The organism is Streptomyces sp. NPDC026522, assembly GCF_055567555.1.
On record NZ_JBVHQF010000002.1, the window covers coordinates 181,463 to 196,447 of the forward strand.

Here is a 14,985-nt window from a genome sequence, read left to right on the forward strand (position 1 = left end):
CTGACGAAGCCGCCGTTCCCACCCGGGAGCGGCGGCTTCGCCGTGCGTATGGCCTCTTCGGGCGCCCGCCGGTACCTTGCGCCGCGACCGGAGCCGCGACGAAGGAGGGGCCATGGCCGAGCGACCCGCACCCGTGCCCCCGGGGCGGCTGGGCTTCGAGCTGCCGCCCGGGCACACCGACCCGGCGCGCGAGCGCGCCCACCGCAAGGAACGGCTCGCCGGCGCGCTGCGGCTCTTCGCGCGGCTCGGCTTCGAGGACGGGGTCGGCGGGCACATCACCGCCCGCGACCCCGAGTTCGAGGACTGCTACTGGGTGAACCCCTTCGGCCGGGCCTTCGCCGCCCTGACCCCCGCCGATCTGCTGCTGGCCGACGGGGACGGCCAGGTGCTCCAAGGGGCCCGGCGGGTCAACCAGCTGGCCTTCGCCGCGCACGCCGCCGTGCACCGGGCCCGCCCCGACGTGGTGGCGGTGGTCCGCGCGCAGGCCCCGTACGGCAGGGCGCTCGCCGCGCTCGGCGAGCTGCTGGCGCCCGTCACCCGGGAGGCCTGCGTCTTCTTCGAGGACCACGCGCTGCTGGACGAGTACGCCGAGCCGCAGGACCCCGTGCGGATCGCCCGGGCGCTCGGCCCGTACAAGGCGCTGATCCTGCGCAACGACGGGCTGCTGACGGTCGGCGGCTCCGTGGACGCGGCCGCCTGGTGGTTCATCGCCGCCGAGCGGGCGGCGCGGGTGCAGCTGACCGCGCGGGCGGCCGGCAAGCCGGTGCCGGTCGACCGCCGGGCCGCGGTGGCGACGCGGGAGCGCTTCGGGACGGATCTGGCCGCCTGGGTGAGCTACCAGCCGCTGTGGCAGACGGTGGCGGACGGGCCCCGCGCGCGGGCCGCCGAGGACGGCCGGCCGGGTGACGTCAACATCATGAACGGTTAATCACCTGCTCTGACATCGTGCGCAATCCGGAGCACTGCCGCAGTGGTGCACAATTCGCTGGCATCGCACCGGAGTTCAGAGAGGCGGCATGCACGTGGCTGTCCAAGAGATCCCCCGAAGTACCCACGGCGGCACCTGCACCTGCGACGACTGCCCGCACGGCGCCCGGGAGGGCCACCGCCGCGCGGTCGCCGCGTTCCTGGAGAAGCGGGAGGAGTTCGCCGCCGGACAGGGCCTGCCCGCCGCCGTCGCCCGCTCCGCCGGGGCGTCGCGGCAGTGGGTCTCCGACGAGCTGACGCTGTCCGCGCGCACCGTCGCCGACCGGGGCCGGGAGGCCGGCCACTCCTGGCTGTACCTGCTCTCCCGGCGGGCCGTCCTCACCCTGTGGATCGCCGCCGGAGTGCTGCTGCTGGTCCAGATCGGCACCGCGCTCGGCACCGGCTGGTCCACCGCCCGCACCGCCGGCCTGCTGGCGGCGCTGGTGCTGGCCGGGCTGCTGACCGTCGCCGCCCGGGCCCAGTCGCTGCGCGGCGGCCTGCTGGCCCCGCTGGTCGGCGAGGACAACCGGCTGTCCACCTCCAAGGCCGTGCCGGTCGCCTGGCTGGTACTGACCGCCTTCGCCGCGCTGCTGCCCGCCCTGCGGCTGGCCGCCTCCGCGCCCGGACCGGAACGCGCGGCCCTGTACGAGGGGCTGGCGCTCGCGCGGGCGCTGCCGCTGCTGGCGGTGCTCGCACTGACCTCCGGGGTGGCGGTGCTGGTGCGCCGGGTGGTCTCCGTACGGATCATGGGCCAGCGGCTGCAGAAGCTGCCCGCGGACCACCCCAGCGGCGCCGACCTGCTCACCGACGACGCCGGGCGGGGCAGCTTCCCCGACGCCCAGTACGTCCTGGTCTCCACGGTGGTGCTGGCGTACGCGGCGGTGTCCCTGGCCCGCTTCCCGGACCGGCTGCCGCGGCTCCCGTGGGCGCTGACCCTGCTGGTGGCGCTGTCGGCGGCGGTGTACCTCGGGGCGAAGTACGCGGAGGGCAGCCGCCCGCTGGTGCTGTCGGTGGTGCGCAGACGGGAGCCCGGGGACCTGGACGCGGCCGTCCGCCCCGGCGACGACATCGAGGTCCGGGGCGTCGGGTTCGTGCCGCCCGGGGCGCAGACGCCGGAGATGCTGGCCCGGCTGGTGGTGCGGATCGGGGCGGTACACGTCCACGTGCCGCTGGTGCCGGTGACGGGCGGCTTCACCAACCCGTCGGACACTGTGCTGACCGTGCCCGTGCCGGCGGAAGTGGAACCGGGCCGGGTCGAGATCCAGGTCGTCACGGCCGCTGGGGTGGAATCCAACCGCTGTGCCATCGACGTGGCCGAATGATGGGGGTAGACATGGGGCGTGACCCGAACTGATGTCTCCGCGGCCGCCGTCCCTCCCGAGGCCGGCTCCGGCCTGCGGGACCGCGCCGCCCGGTACGCGCTCCTCCCACTGCGGATCTTCCTCGGCGTGACCTTCGTCTACGCGGGTCTGGACAAACTCACCGACTCCGCGTTCCTGTCCGCCTCCGGCCCCGGTTCCATCGGCGAGCTGATGCACGGCGTACGGGACACCTCGGCCGTGCCCGCCCTGGTCGACCTGGCCCTCAGGGCCCCCGTCGGCTTCGCCGTGGCCCTCGCCATCGGTGAACTGCTCGTCGGCCTCGGCGTCCTCGCGGGCCTGCTGACCCGCCTCGCGGCCACCGGCGGCGCACTGATCTCGCTCAGCCTGTGGCTCACGGTCTCCTGGGCGGTCTCCCCGTACTACTACGGGAACGACCTGGCCTACCTGATGGCCTGGCTGCCGCTGGTGCTCGCCGGAGCGCCCTATCTGTCGCTGGACGCGCTGCTGCGCTCGCGCCGGTCGCGGCGCACCGCGTAGGTCACCAGCCCGGCCAGGGCCGCGAGGACGAAGCCGCCGATCGTCATCGGGACGACGGCGTACCAGGGCGCGTCGGCCTCGCCGGTCGCGTCGAGCAGGTAGAGCACGCCCCCCGCGAGCAGGACCAGGCCCGCGATCAGCCGTCCCGGCTGGAACTCATGACGCTGCACGGGCCACCTCCACCTGTCCCACACCCGCGTCCAGGTGCAGCTCGATCGTCCCGCCGGCCTCGGTGCCGGCGGCCGGGGGCAGGGTCGCCTGCCGGGTTTCGCCGCCGCTCTTGATCCGCACGTCCCGGCTCCCCTCGCCGGGCAGCTGGATGTCGCCCACCCGGATCGAGACGTCGGTCCTCGCGGTGACCTCGCGGGGCACGACCACTTTCAGCCGGCCCGCTTCGATCGACGCCCGGACGGTCAGCGTGCTGCCCTTCGGCACGTCCAGGCGGCTCAGGTCCAAGGTGGCGAGCCCGGTCCCCGAGGAGTACAGCGGCCGTACGTCGGCCACCGCGGCCGGCCGCCACCGCACGTCGTGCCAGTCCGTACCGATGTCGCGGGGCAGTACGGCCGCCCCCGCCAGCAGCCCGGCGGTGATCAGCGACAGCAGGATGGTGCCGAAGCCGGTACGGCCCTTGACGGAGCTGACCGCGAGGCCCAGCCCGAAGACGGCCAGCGCCGCCGCCAGCCCGACCTGGAGGGCGTGCGAGAGGGTGCTGCCCTGCCACACCGCCGCACAGGCGCCGCCGCCCGCCAGCAACGCGAGGACGAACACCCTGCCGCCGATCCCGCTGCCCGAGCGCACCGCCCGGGCGGCGGGCGCCGGAGCCGCCGGGGTGGCCGGGCCGCCCGCGGCGGCGCTGTCGTCCGGCCCCCACAGGTAGCCCGTCGAGCCCACCGGGCCGGTCGTGCCGTCCTTGACCAGCGGATCCCGCCACCACGACGGGCTGCCCGGCACCGGCGGCGCCTGCGTCTCGGGCGGCGGCACCGGCCGGTGCGCCGCACCCCGCTGGGCCTCGGGCGAAGCCGGCTCCGGCGGGGCCGCGGCGCGGTGGCGCCGGGACCAGTACGCGGCCCCGCCGAGCGCCAGGACGACCAGGACGGAGAAGATCCCCAGGCCGCCGTTGTCCAGCATCGACAGGAACAGCGCGCAGCCCACCAGCGCCGCGAACAGCGCCGCCAGCGTCGCCCCCTCCACCCGGCCCGTGAGCAGCCTCTTCGCCTCGGAGTCCTCCTCGCCGTCCAGCGGGAGCAGCAGCCAGGCGAACCCGTAGAAGATCAGACCGACGCCTCCGGTGACCGCGAGGACACCGAGCACGATGCGGAAGACCACCGGATCCAGGTCGAAATACCGGCCGAGACCGCCGCACACGCCCGCGAGGACCTTGTCGCGCTTGCTGCGGCGCAGCGCAGGGCGCCCGTCCGGGGCGGGGGCCCCGGCGTCGGCGTCCTTCGGTGGGGAGTCGTGCACTTCGGTCATGGGTCCATGGTGACGGGCCGCCCGGGCCGGGGGAATCCGGCCCGACCCTGGGACAACCCTGATATCCCCCGGGTTGAACTGGGGGAACGCCCTGATGACCCCGGCCCGCCCGGCATGTGACCATCGGTGGCATGCCCGTAGCCGCCGCCCCCCGGATCCCGAACGCGCCGAAGGACCCCGAGGACACCCCGCACCGCAAGCTCTACCGCAGCGCCGACGGGCGGATGCTCGGGGGAGTCGCGCGCGGACTCGCCGGGCACCTCGGGCTGCCCGTGATCTGGGTCCGGCTCGTGTTCCTCGCGATGTTCATGTGGGGGGACGGCCTCGGCGTGCTGCTGTACGCCGCGTTCTGGGTCTTCGTACCGCTCGGCGTGGGCGGCCGCACCGGCCACCGCTCCTACTTCGAGACCCTGGCGGACGGCACCCGACGGCTGCGCAAGCCGGACAAGGGGCAGCTCACCGCCCTGGTCGCGCTGTGCGTCGGCGCCGCCATCTACTTCTCCCAGCTCCGGGTCGGCGGCTCCAACGGCCGCTACGTATGGCCGACGCTGCTGGTCGGCGCCGGAGTCGTCCTGGTGTGGCGGCAGGCCGACAACGCGCGCCGCGCGCACTGGAGCGCCGCCGCGGGACGCCAGAAGCGCCTGCTCCAGGTCGGCCGGGCGCTCGCCGGCGTCGTACTGGTCGGCGTAGGCCTGACCGTCTTCATCGTGGTGCGGGGCTCCGCCGCCCAGCTGGGCAACGTACTCACCGCCACCCTCGCCGTCCTCGTCGGCGTCGCCCTGCTCGCCGGGCCCTGGCTGATCCGGATGACCCAGGACCTCTCCGAGGAACGCCTGATGCGCATCCGGGCCCAGGAACGGGCCGAAGTGGCCGCCCACGTCCACGACTCGGTGCTGCACACCCTCACCCTGATCCAGCGCAACGCCGAGGACGTCGGCGAGGTGCGCCGCCTCGCGCGCGCCCAGGAGCGCGAGCTGCGCAACTGGCTGTACAAGCCCGAGGGCACCGGCAAGGACGAGGCCGAGGAACCCGCCACCCTCGCGGAGGCCGTGAAGCAGACCGCCGCCCACGTGGAGGACCACCACGGAGTGCCCATCGAGGTCGTCGTCGTCGGCGACTGCCCCCTCGACGAGAAGCTGGCCGCCCAGATCCAGGCCGCGCGCGAGGCGATGGTCAACGCCGCCAAGTACGGTGGCGACGGCGGACCCGTACAGGTCTACGCGGAAGTCGAGGGCCGCACGGTGTTCGTGTCGGTACGGGACCGGGGCCCGGGCTTCGACGTCGACGCGGTACCGGACGACCGCATGGGCGTACGAGAATCGATCATCGGCCGGATGCGGCGCAACGGCGGGACCGCACGGCTGCGGTCCGCGCCCGGCGGCGGCACGGAAGTCGAGCTGGAGATGGAGAGGGCGGCATGACCGAGGACAGCGGGGCGCAGGAGACCAGGAACGTCCGGGTGGTGCTCGTCGACGACCACCGGATGTTCCGCACCGGCGTACAGGCCGAGATCGGCGACACCGCCCGGACCGGCGTCGAGGTCGTCGGCGAGGCGGCCGACGTGGACCAGGCCGTCACCGTCATCACCGCCACCCGGCCCGAGGTGGTGCTCCTGGACGTGCACCTGCCCGGCGGCGGCGGTGTGGAGGTGCTGCGGCGCTGCGCCCCGCTGATGGCGGCGGCCGAGAACCCGGTGCGGTTCCTGGCGCTGTCGGTGTCGGACGCGGCCGAGGACGTCATCGGGGTCATCCGCGGCGGTGCCCGCGGCTACGTCACCAAGACCATCACCGGCACCGACCTGGTCGACTCCGTCTTCCGGGTGCAGGACGGGGACGCGGTCTTCTCGCCCCGCCTGGCGGGCTTCGTGCTCGACGCGTTCGCCTCGACGGACGCGCCGCCGGTGGACGAGGACCTGGACCGGCTCACCCAGCGCGAGCGCGAGGTGCTGCGGCTGATCGCGCGCGGTTACGCGTACAAGGAGATCGCCAAGCAGCTGTTCATCTCCGTCAAGACGGTCGAGTCGCACGTCTCCGCCGTGCTGCGCAAGCTCCAGCTCTCCAACCGGCACGAACTGACCCGCTGGGCGACGGCCCGCCGCCTGGTGTGAGGGGCTGCGCGCCGGGCCGGCTGTGATCCACGACGCACCGGGGAACGGGAACCCCGGTGCGGGTGCCGGGCCTCTTGGCAGACGTGATGAGCTTGACCGGCACCCCCCTGTTCGCCACGGCGATCGCCCTGACCGTGCTCGCCGTACTGCTGCCGCTGCTGCTGTGGGGCAGGGCGCGCGGGCCGGTCGTCGTACGCGTCGCCACGCGCTGCCTGATGGTGGCCTTCGCTCAGGTCACGGCCGTCGCGCTGGTGTTCGTCGCGGTGAACCGGCAGGAGACCTTCTACGCCTCCTGGGGCGATCTGCTCGGCACCGGCAGCTACGTCACCGCCGCCCCCGACCTCGGGCCGGACGGGCTCGGCGGGAAGAAGACCGAGGCCGAGCCGAAGGTGCACCAGGACTTCCAGCCGGTCGAGGGACTCGGTGGCCGCGTCAAGAAGACCGAACTCGACGGCAAGGTCTCGGGCGTCAAGGGCGACGTGATGGTGTGGCTGCCGCCCCAGTACGACGAACCGGCCTACAAGGACAAGAAGTTCCCCGTGGTCGAGCTGATCCCGGGCATACCCGGAACCGGCAAGTCCTGGTTCCAGGGCGTGAAGGCGCACGAGGTGCTGGAACCGCTGATGAAGAGCGGCAAGGTGCAGCCGTTCGTCCTGGTCTCGCCGCGCGCCATGCTGCTCGGCAACGCCGACACCGGCTGCGCGAACATCCCCGGCAAGGTCAACGCCGACAGCTGGTTCAGCGTCGACGTCCGCAAGATGGTCACCGACAACTTCCGGGTTTCGGCGGAGGCCCGCACCTGGGGGGTGGCCGGGTACTCGGCCGGCGCGTACTGCGCCGCCAAGCTGGCGATGGTCCACCCCGACCGGTACAGCGCGGCCGTCTCCCTGTCCGGCTACAACGACCCGGGCCAGGAGCCCTCGTCGCTGGTCGCCAAGGACCCGGAGCTGCGCCGCACGCACAACCTCAAGAACGTGCTGACGGCGGCGCCCGTGCCGCCCGCGGTCTCGCTGTGGATGTCGGGGGCCGAGCAGGACGGCTACCTGTCCGGCATGGACCTCAAGGCGATCGCGAAGAGCCCGACCGCGGTGCACGCGGAGAAGGTGACCGGGGGCCACAACCTCGACTCGTGGTCCAAGCAGCTCCCGCAGACCTTCGACTGGCTGAGCAAGACGGTCAAGGCGCCGTAGCGCCCCAGGCGGGGCGGGGCGGCCTCACGCGGGGCGGGCCGCGCCGGCCCAGGGCATCGAGTCGATCGGGGCGATGCGGACCGGCGCCCCGGGGTGCGGGGCGTGGATCATCTTCCCGTCGCCGATGTAGAGCCCCACGTGCGTCACCCCGGAGTAGAAGAACACCAGGTCGCCGGGGGCCAGCCGGTCGCGGGAGACGCGCTGTCCGGCGTTGATCTGGGTGTAGGTGGTGCGGGGCAGCGAGACCCCGGCCGCGCCCCAGGCAGCCTGGGTGAGGCCGGAGCAGTCGAAGCCCCCCGGTCCGGTGGCGCCCCACACGTACGGCTTGCCGAGCGCCCCGTACGCGAACGCCACCGCGCGGGCGGCGCGGCTGCCGTCCCCGACCGGGGCGGACAGCGTGGTCTGCGGGCCGGCGGGCGCGGACTGCGCCTCGTACGCCGCCCGTTCCTCGGCGGTGAGCCTGTTCAGCAGCTGCCGGGCGGCGTTCAGCTTGCCCTCGACGGTGGCCTTGGCGGCGGCGAGTTCGTCCTGCCGCGCGCGCAGGTCCGCGAGCCGCGCGGCCGCCTCGTCCCGCAGCCGGCCGGACTCGTCGAGCCCGCGGCGTACGGCGGCCACCTGGGCGGCGGTGCGGTCGCCGGCCCGGGTCAGCAGCGCGGCCCGGTCCAGGTACTCCTGCGGGTTGCCGGACATCGCCAGCTGGACGGTGGGCCCCAGGCCCCCGCTGCGGTACTGGCCCGCCGCGAGCGCTCCGAGCGCGCTGCGGGCCGCGCCCAGGCGGTCGGCCTTGCGGGCGGCCTCGTCGCGCAGGCCGGACAGCGCGCGCTCGGCCTCGTCGGCCTTCTCCTTCGCCCCGTTGTACTGCTCGGTGGCCGCTTCGGCGTCCTGGTAGAGCCGGTCGACCTCGGCCTTGACCTGGGTGGGGGTCTGACGGGGGTCGGCCTGCGAGGTGCCTTCGAAGGCGGTGGCGGTGGCAGCGCCCGCGAGGGCGAGGGTGGTGGCGGCGGTCCGTACGGGGCCGCCGGAGAGCGGGCGCTGCCTGGGCTTTCGATGACTCGCCACGGGGGCCTCACGTCCTTCCGTTGGTCTTGGGGGAGGACGCTAAACCTGGAGGTAACGGGGAGATGAGGAGATGCTCCGAACTGACCGTTGTTGAACGGTCAGTGCCAGAGGACGGCGATAAAGATATTGGCCATGGTCAGGCCGCCGACCGCGCCGAACAGCGCCTTGTCCACCTGCTCCTCGTCGCGCTTGACGTAGACGAGCGCCAGGACGACGAAGAGGACCGCGAGCTTCACGCCGATCTTGATGTTGTTGACGGTGCCGCCGTCCATCTCGCGGAAGCCCACCAGCAGCACGCCGGTGACCAGCATCGTCAGCGCGCCGTGCAGCATCGCGGGGACGAACCGGGCGGTGCCCGCGCCCATCGCCTTCATCTGGGTGAGGAAGCCGCCGAGGAGCGAGGCTATGCCGATGATGTGCAGGCCGAGGAAAACGCTGATCAGTACGTCCATGGCGTCGAGCGTACGGGGCGGCCGGCGGCGCCCCGTGGCCAGGTCGGGCGCCGAGCAGACGCCGGCCTCGCGCCGGCCTCGCGTCAGCCGAGGAAGCGGAGCAGCTCCTCGGTGACGGCCTCCGGCTGTTCCTCGGGGAGGTAGTGGCCGCTGCTGTCGACGCGGACCACCCGGGTGTCGGTGCCCAGCGGCGGCACCGCGCCCGTCAGCAGTTCGTAGTTGCTGAACTCACCGCCCAGCGCGAGCAGCAGGGCGGTCACCGGGGCGTAGCCGGCGAGGTCCTCGATGTCCTGGGGGAAGGCGCGGTACCAGTCGTTGGACGCCCGGACCGCCTCGGGGGAGTCGTAGGCGCGGGCGTAGACCGCGCGGGAGTGGGCGTCGATGGCGGCGGGGTCGGCGGCGGCGTGCGTGAAGAGCCACTCCAGGAGGTGGTGGTAGCGGCCGGCGAGCAGCTGCTCGGGGAGGCCCTGCACCTGGTTGAAGGCGAACCACCACTTGTGGATCCGGCCCGGCCGGGGGAGGAGGGTGCCCTCGTACCACTGCGGGTCGGGGTGCGAGACGTCGAGCAGGGCGACCCGGTCGGTGGCCTCGGGGTGGTTGGCGGCGTGGGCGTAGGCGACCATCGCCCCGATGTCGTGGCCCACGAGGTGGGCGCGCCCGATCCCGAGGTGGGAGAGGAGGGCGCGGACGTCGGCGGCCAGCGTCTTCTTGTCGTAGCCGCCCTCGGGCTTGGCGGAGCCGCCCATGCCGCGCAGGTCCACCGCGATGACCCGGTGCGTGCGGGCGAGGGCGGGCATCACCTTGTGCCACTGCCACCAGGTCTGCGGCCAGCCGCCGAGGAGTACGAGCGGGCGGCCGGCGCCGCCGTCGACGTAGTGCAGCCGGGTGCCGTTGACGTCGGCGTGGTGGCTGGTGAAGCCGCCGTCGAGGGAGGCGGCGAGCGCGGCGTCGTCCAGGGGTGCGGTGGTGGTCATGGGGGAGTCCTCCGGTCGGGGCGAGATCGTACGAATATTTCGTACGGTTGTCATGCCGGAAACCGTACGGGATCTTCGTACGGTGGCGCAACGTCCATACGGGATTTGCGTACAGTGGGGGCATGGCCGCAGCCGAGCTCACCCACCCCGACGCCGACGCCCTCGACCTCGCCGAGGTGCTCGCGGCGCTCGGCCACCCCGCGCGGCTGGAGATCGTCCGCAAGCTCGCCTCGGGCGCGGAAGCCTTCTGCGGGGAGGTCGTCCCCGACCTGCCCCGCTCCTCCGTCACGCACCACCTGCGGACCCTGCGCGAGAGCGGCGTGATCTGCCAGCGCCCCGAGGGCCGCAGGCAGTACCTCGCGCTGCGCCGCGACGACCTCGAACGGCGCTTCCCCGGGCTGCTGGAACTGGTCCTGCGCTGAGGCGGCCCGCCTCCCCCGGGGCGCAGCCGGGTCTGTGAGATTTCCCGGGACGGGACCGGCTGTCGGTCCCGCCCCCTAGACTCGGAAAGCGATGAGCAGCCTCTTTGACGACAGTTTCCTGGCGGACCTCTCCCCCTCCGACGAGGTCCCCCCGCCGCCCGAGGACCACGCCGCCCCGGAGCCGGGCGCGGACGACCTCTTCGGGGGCCGGTTCGACGTGCCCATGACCGGGGACGCCTACTACCGCAACGGGGCGCCCAAGCCCGTCATCGACCCGGCGGCGCTCCTGGAGGGGCTCAACGCGGAACAGCGCGCCGCCGTGGTGCACGCGGGCTCCCCGCTGCTCATCGTGGCCGGCGCCGGCTCCGGCAAGACCCGGGTGCTGACCCACCGCATCGGGCACCTGCTGGGCGCGCGCGGCGTCCACCCCGGCCAGATCCTGGCGATCACCTTCACCAACAAGGCCGCCGGCGAGATGAAGGAGCGCGTCGAAGGCCTCGTCGGCCCGCGCGCGAACGCCATGTGGGTCTCCACCTTCCACAGCGCGTGCGTACGGATCCTGCGCCGCGAGTCGAAGCGGCTCGGGTTCACCTCCTCGTTCTCGATCTACGACGCGGCCGACTCGAAGCGCCTGATGGCGCTCGTCTGCCGGGACCTGGACCTCGACCCGAAGAAGTTCCCGCCGAAGGCCTTCAACGCCAAGATCTCGAACCTGAAGAACGAGCTCATCGACGAAGAGGCATTCGCGGACCAGGCGGTCGACGGTTTCGAGAAGACCCTCGCCCAGGCGTACGCCATGTACCAGGGCCGGCTGCGCGAGGCCAACGCGCTGGACTTCGACGACATCATCATGACCACCGTCCACCTGCTCCAGGCGTTCCCGGACGTCGCCGAGCACTACCGGCGCCGCTTCCGGCACGTGCTGGTGGACGAGTACCAGGACACCAACCACGCCCAGTACACGCTGGTGCGCGAGCTGGTCGGCACCGGATACCCGGACCTGCCGCCCGCCGAGCTGTGCGTCGTCGGCGACGCCGACCAGTCGATCTACGCGTTCCGCGGCGCGACCATCCGCAACATCCTCCAGTTCGAGGAGGACTACCCGAACGCGACGACGATCCTGCTGGAGCAGAACTACCGCTCCACCCAGACGATCCTCTCCGCCGCCAACGCGGTCATCGAGCGCAACGAGAACCGCCGCGCCAAGAACCTGTGGACCGAGGCCGGTACCGGCGCCGTGATCACCGGCTACGTCGCGGACACCGAGCACGACGAGGCCCAGTTCGTCGCCGACGAGATCGACCGGCTGACGGACGCGGGCGACGCCAAGGCGGGCGACGTCGCGATCTTCTACCGGACCAACGCGCAGTCCCGTGTGTTCGAGGAGATCTTCATCCGCGTCGGCCTCCCCTACAAGGTCGTCGGTGGCGTCCGCTTCTACGAGCGCAAGGAGGTCCGCGACGTCCTCGCGTACCTGCGCGTCCTGGCGAACCCCGAGGACAACGTCCCGCTCCGACGCATCCTCAACGTCCCCAAGCGCGGCATCGGCGAGCGGGCGGAGGCGATGATCGACGCCCTCGCGATGCGCGAGAAGATCACCTTCCCGCAGGCGCTGCGCCGGGTGGACGAGGCCTTCGGCATGGCCGCCCGTTCCACCAACGCCGTCAAGCGGTTCAACGCGCTGATGGAGGAACTGCGCACGATCGTCGAATCCGGGGCGGGCCCCGCCGTGGTGCTGGAAGCGGTGCTGGAGCGCACGGGCTACCTCGCCGAACTGCAGGCGTCGACCGACCCGCAGGACGAGACGCGGATCGAGAACCTCCAGGAACTCGCCGCGGTGGCACTCGAATTCGAGCAGGCCCGGGCCGACGAGGCAGACGCACCGTCGGCCGGTGCGTCGACGGGCGGCACCCTGGCGGAGTTCCTGGAACAGGTCGCGCTCGTCGCCGACTCCGACCAGATCCCCGACGAGGACACCGAGGGCACCGGGGTCATCACGCTGATGACCCTGCACACGGCGAAGGGCCTGGAGTTCCCCGTGGTCTTCCTGACCGGCATGGAGGACGGGGTCTTCCCGCACATGCGCGCGCTCGGCCAGACCAAGGAACTGGAGGAGGAGCGGCGCCTCGCGTACGTCGGCATCACCCGCGCTCGCGAGCGGCTCTACCTGACCCGCTCGTCGATGCGCAGCGCGTGGGGCACCCCCTCGTACAACCCGCCGTCACGCTTCCTGGAGGAGATCCCGGCGGAGTACCTGCAGTGGAAGCGGACGGGCGCCTCCCAGAAGCCGGCCGGTCCCATGCGCGGTTCGGGCGGCGGCAAGGCATCGTTCGGGACCTCGCCCGAGGCGTTCCTGTCCTCGTCGCGCACCAAGTCGGGCCCCTCCGGCTTCGCCACGCGCCGGGCCGCCGAGAAGCCGGTCGTCGCCCTGACCGTCGGCGACCGGGTCACGCACGACCAGTTCGGCCTGGGCACCGTCATGGAGGTCCGCGGGGCGGGCGCGGACGCGCAGGCCACCATCGACTTCGGGGACGACAAGCCGAAGCGGCTGCTCCTGCGCTACGCGCCGGTGCAGAAGCTGTAGCCGAGCGCCCGCGGCACGGCCCGGCGTAGGGCCGGAAGGCCTACGTCGGGTCGAGGCCGTGGTTGCGCAGCCACGCCTGCGGGTCGATCGGGGAACCGGCTCCGGGGCGGACCTCGAAGTGCAGGTGCGGGCCGGTGGAGTTGCCGGAGTTGCCGGAGTAGGCGATGACGTCACCGGCCTTGACCTTGCCGGAGCGGATCTTGGTGCTGCTGAGGTGGCAGTACCAGGTCTCGGTGCCGTCGGGGGAGGTCACTATGGCCATGTTGCCGTAGGCGCTGTTCCACTGCGTGCGCACGGTGCCGTCGGTGGCGGCCATGACCGGGGTGCCGTAGGAGACCGGGAAGTCGATGCCGGTGTGCACGGACATCCACATGCCGCCGGCCTGTCCGAACCCGGCGCTCAGGCCGTGCTGGGAGACGGGGAGGGCGAACTTGGGGCGGGCGGCCTCCTTGGCCGCGGCCTCCTCGGCCCGCTTCTTCTTCTCCTCTTCCTGACGCTGCTTCAGGTCCAGGCGTTCCTGCGTGCGGCTCGCGCGGTCCGCGAAGTCGCCGGCGTCCGCGCTGAGGGCGGTGAGCTGGGTGTCGAGCTTGTTGTTCGCCGCGACGGGCTTCACCGAGGCCGGGTCGGCCGCGGCCATCGTGGTGGTGTCCTGGGCGGGCTTGTCGGTGCCGGTGAGCCCGCCGACCGAGGCGGCGGCGACGCCCGCGACCCCCATGACGCAGGCGGACGGCACGGCGACGGTCAGGAGGGCGGAACGCTTCGCCGGGGTACGGCGCCGGCTGTTGCCGACGGCGGCAGCGGCCTTGGCGTTGCCCGCCTTGGCGCCGGTCGTCTTGGAGTTGCTCGATTTGGAGCCGCTCGTCTTGCTGCCGGCCCGGCGCGAGGCGCGCGGCTCGGCCGTCGTCGGACCGGGCGTGACCGGCATCGTCTGGGTGGCCATCGCGTGCACGGTGGCCGGGGGCTGCGGCTCGTCGTCGGCGGAGAGGGTCTCGAAGACGGCGGTCTCGGCGGCGTGGAGGTCGGCGGCGTGGAGGTCGGCGGTGTGGCCGTCGGTGGCGTGGCTGTCCGGGGCCTGCGCGGGGTCGTCCATCGGCATGACCGTCGGGATGACGCTGGTCGCCTCGTAGCCGTAGGACCCGTAGCCGTTGTGCGCGGTGCCGTGGTGCTGCGTGCCGTCGTGCTGCGTGCCGTCGTGTGCGGCGGGGTCGTAGGAGCCGTTGCCGTGGCCGGTGTTCCAGGCGGTGGCGTCGTACGCGCCGGTGTCCTGTTGCCCGTACGCGGGGAACGTGTTCCACTGCGCGGTCTGTTCGGCCGCCTGCTCCGCGCCCGACGGGTCGTAGCCGAAGGAAGTCGGCTGGTATGCGGCGGTGTTCGCGTCGGCCCAGGCGCTCGCGTCCCACTGGCCCGTGGTGTCCTCGGGCACCCCCTGGCTGGGCACGGAGGAGAGGTAACTCTCCTGTCCCGTCCAGGCGGTGGTGTCGTAGCTGCCGGTCGACTGGTACGAGCCGTAGGCCTCGTACCCGGTGGAATCAGCGTAGTTGTAGCCGTGGCCCTGCGTTTCGTAGGAAACGTAGGCCGGGTCACCAGCGAAAGTGGTGGTGGAGAGGCCGTCGTACCCGTTTTCGGGGTACTGGCCCGACGAGGGGCGGTCGTTCACCAACTTCTCTTTCGCCTCGGCAGTGGGGGCCTGGGTGGCCGGGGAACGAGAGGTTCCCCGGAGGAGAGCAGTGGCGCGACTGTACCCGGCGGTTACTGGAGACGACAATCTTCGGCGGGTTTCGGCATCAGGGGAACCGGGCATTCGGCTGTCTTTCGGTCGCATGAAGACCGAGCCTTGGCCCTGAGTTCGAAATCCGTTCGACTGTGGGCCGTTCGGTGTTTCCCCTACCTCGGATGCCT

Annotated in this window: 14 protein-coding genes; 8 read left to right on the forward strand and 6 right to left on the reverse strand. The window is 72.7% G+C overall.

The window, feature by feature from the left end; genetic code table 11:
• Window positions 1–112 precede the first annotated feature (112 nt).
• From ACZ4M3_RS05355 to ACZ4M3_RS05365, 3 genes are all read left to right on the forward strand, one after another.
• Window positions 113–928, forward strand: a complete 816-nt coding sequence (locus ACZ4M3_RS05355) for a class II aldolase/adducin family protein (RefSeq protein WP_467730312.1) — start codon at window positions 113–115, stop codon at window positions 926–928.
• An 88-nt stretch (window positions 929–1,016) separates the two neighbouring features.
• The gene (locus tag ACZ4M3_RS05360; protein ID WP_467730313.1) at window positions 1,017–2,288 is read left to right on the forward strand and encodes a hypothetical protein; all 1,272 of its coding nucleotides are present in this window, start codon (window positions 1,017–1,019) and stop codon (window positions 2,286–2,288) included.
• 18 nt (window positions 2,289–2,306) lie between these two features.
• Window positions 2,307–2,825: a DoxX family protein gene (locus ACZ4M3_RS05365; protein WP_467730314.1), complete on the forward strand. Its 519-nt coding sequence runs from the start codon at window positions 2,307–2,309 to the stop codon at window positions 2,823–2,825.
• Here the strand turns inward: ACZ4M3_RS05365 and ACZ4M3_RS05370 are convergent.
• Window positions 2,771–2,995, reverse strand: coding sequence for a hypothetical protein (locus ACZ4M3_RS05370; protein WP_467730315.1), 225 nt, complete (start codon window positions 2,993–2,995; stop codon window positions 2,771–2,773). The genes ACZ4M3_RS05365 and ACZ4M3_RS05370 overlap by 55 nt on opposite strands.
• Entirely contained in the window at window positions 2,982–4,298 is a 1,317-nt protein-coding gene (locus ACZ4M3_RS05375) for a PspC domain-containing protein (RefSeq protein ID WP_467730316.1), read from the reverse strand. The genes ACZ4M3_RS05370 and ACZ4M3_RS05375 overlap by 14 nt, the downstream gene beginning before the upstream one ends.
• A gap of 131 nt (window positions 4,299–4,429) precedes the next feature.
• Between ACZ4M3_RS05375 and ACZ4M3_RS05380 the strand changes: the two genes are divergently transcribed.
• The 3 genes from ACZ4M3_RS05380 (at window position 4,430) to ACZ4M3_RS05390 (ending at window position 7,595) form a co-directional block, all read left to right on the forward strand.
• Window positions 4,430–5,719 carry an ATP-binding protein gene (locus ACZ4M3_RS05380; protein WP_467730317.1) on the forward strand — a complete coding sequence of 430 codons (1,290 nt, stop codon included), beginning with the start codon at window positions 4,430–4,432 and terminating at the stop codon, window positions 5,717–5,719.
• On the forward strand, window positions 5,716–6,405 hold the full coding sequence (locus ACZ4M3_RS05385; RefSeq protein ID WP_453352859.1) for a LuxR C-terminal-related transcriptional regulator: 690 nt from the start codon (window positions 5,716–5,718) through the stop codon (window positions 6,403–6,405). Before ACZ4M3_RS05380 ends, ACZ4M3_RS05385 begins: the two co-directional genes overlap by 4 nt.
• Window positions 6,406–6,491: 86 nt before the next feature.
• A complete protein-coding gene (locus ACZ4M3_RS05390) occupies window positions 6,492–7,595 on the forward strand; it encodes an alpha/beta hydrolase (RefSeq protein WP_467730318.1) in 1,104 nt (367 codons plus the stop codon).
• Window positions 7,596–7,619: 24 nt separating this feature from the next.
• Here ACZ4M3_RS05390 and ACZ4M3_RS05395 read toward each other — a convergent pair whose 3' ends face one another.
• From ACZ4M3_RS05395 to ACZ4M3_RS05405, 3 genes are all read right to left on the reverse strand, one after another.
• A complete protein-coding gene (locus ACZ4M3_RS05395; RefSeq protein WP_467730319.1) occupies window positions 7,620–8,654 on the reverse strand; it encodes a C40 family peptidase in 1,035 nt (344 codons plus the stop codon).
• 98 nt (window positions 8,655–8,752) lie between these two features.
• A complete protein-coding gene (locus ACZ4M3_RS05400) occupies window positions 8,753–9,106 on the reverse strand; it encodes a hypothetical protein (protein ID WP_467730320.1) in 354 nt (117 codons plus the stop codon).
• Window positions 9,107–9,189: 83 nt separating this feature from the next.
• Window positions 9,190–10,080 carry an alpha/beta fold hydrolase gene (locus ACZ4M3_RS05405; protein ID WP_467730321.1) on the reverse strand — a complete coding sequence of 297 codons (891 nt, stop codon included), beginning with the start codon at window positions 10,078–10,080 and terminating at the stop codon, window positions 9,190–9,192.
• A 122-nt stretch (window positions 10,081–10,202) separates the two neighbouring features.
• Here ACZ4M3_RS05405 and ACZ4M3_RS05410 point away from each other — a divergent pair, with 122 nt between their 5' ends.
• Both ACZ4M3_RS05410 and pcrA read left to right on the forward strand, forming a co-directional pair.
• Entirely contained in the window at window positions 10,203–10,502 is a 300-nt protein-coding gene (locus ACZ4M3_RS05410) for an ArsR/SmtB family transcription factor (protein WP_467730322.1), read from the forward strand.
• A gap of 91 nt (window positions 10,503–10,593) precedes the next feature.
• Window positions 10,594–13,086, forward strand: a complete 2,493-nt coding sequence (pcrA, locus tag ACZ4M3_RS05415) for a DNA helicase PcrA (protein WP_467730323.1) — start codon at window positions 10,594–10,596, stop codon at window positions 13,084–13,086.
• Window positions 13,087–13,126: 40 nt separating this feature from the next.
• Here pcrA and ACZ4M3_RS05420 read toward each other — a convergent pair whose 3' ends face one another.
• Entirely contained in the window at window positions 13,127–14,887 is a 1,761-nt protein-coding gene (locus ACZ4M3_RS05420) for a M23 family metallopeptidase (protein WP_467730802.1), read from the reverse strand.
• Window positions 14,888–14,985: the final 98 nt, after the last annotated feature.

Coding starts and splice junctions, on each gene's coding strand:
- ACZ4M3_RS05355 (WP_467730312.1), top strand. CDS start 113: ATGGCCGAGCGACCCGCACCCGTGCCCCCGGGGCGGCTGGGCTTCGAG.
- ACZ4M3_RS05360 (WP_467730313.1), top strand. CDS start 1,017: ATGCACGTGGCTGTCCAAGAGATCCCCCGAAGTACCCACGGCGGCACC.
- ACZ4M3_RS05375 (WP_467730316.1), bottom strand. CDS start 4,298: ATGACCGAAGTGCACGACTCCCCACCGAAGGACGCCGACGCCGGGGCC.
- ACZ4M3_RS05380 (WP_467730317.1), top strand. CDS start 4,430: ATGCCCGTAGCCGCCGCCCCCCGGATCCCGAACGCGCCGAAGGACCCC.
- ACZ4M3_RS05385 (WP_453352859.1), top strand. CDS start 5,716: ATGACCGAGGACAGCGGGGCGCAGGAGACCAGGAACGTCCGGGTGGTG.
- ACZ4M3_RS05390 (WP_467730318.1), top strand. CDS start 6,492: ATGAGCTTGACCGGCACCCCCCTGTTCGCCACGGCGATCGCCCTGACC.
- ACZ4M3_RS05400 (WP_467730320.1), bottom strand. CDS start 9,106: ATGGACGTACTGATCAGCGTTTTCCTCGGCCTGCACATCATCGGCATA.
- ACZ4M3_RS05405 (WP_467730321.1), bottom strand. CDS start 10,080: ATGACCACCACCGCACCCCTGGACGACGCCGCGCTCGCCGCCTCCCTC.
- ACZ4M3_RS05410 (WP_467730322.1), top strand. CDS start 10,203: ATGGCCGCAGCCGAGCTCACCCACCCCGACGCCGACGCCCTCGACCTC.
- pcrA (WP_467730323.1), top strand. CDS start 10,594: ATGAGCAGCCTCTTTGACGACAGTTTCCTGGCGGACCTCTCCCCCTCC.
- ACZ4M3_RS05420 (WP_467730802.1), bottom strand. CDS start 14,887: ATGCCCGGTTCCCCTGATGCCGAAACCCGCCGAAGATTGTCGTCTCCA.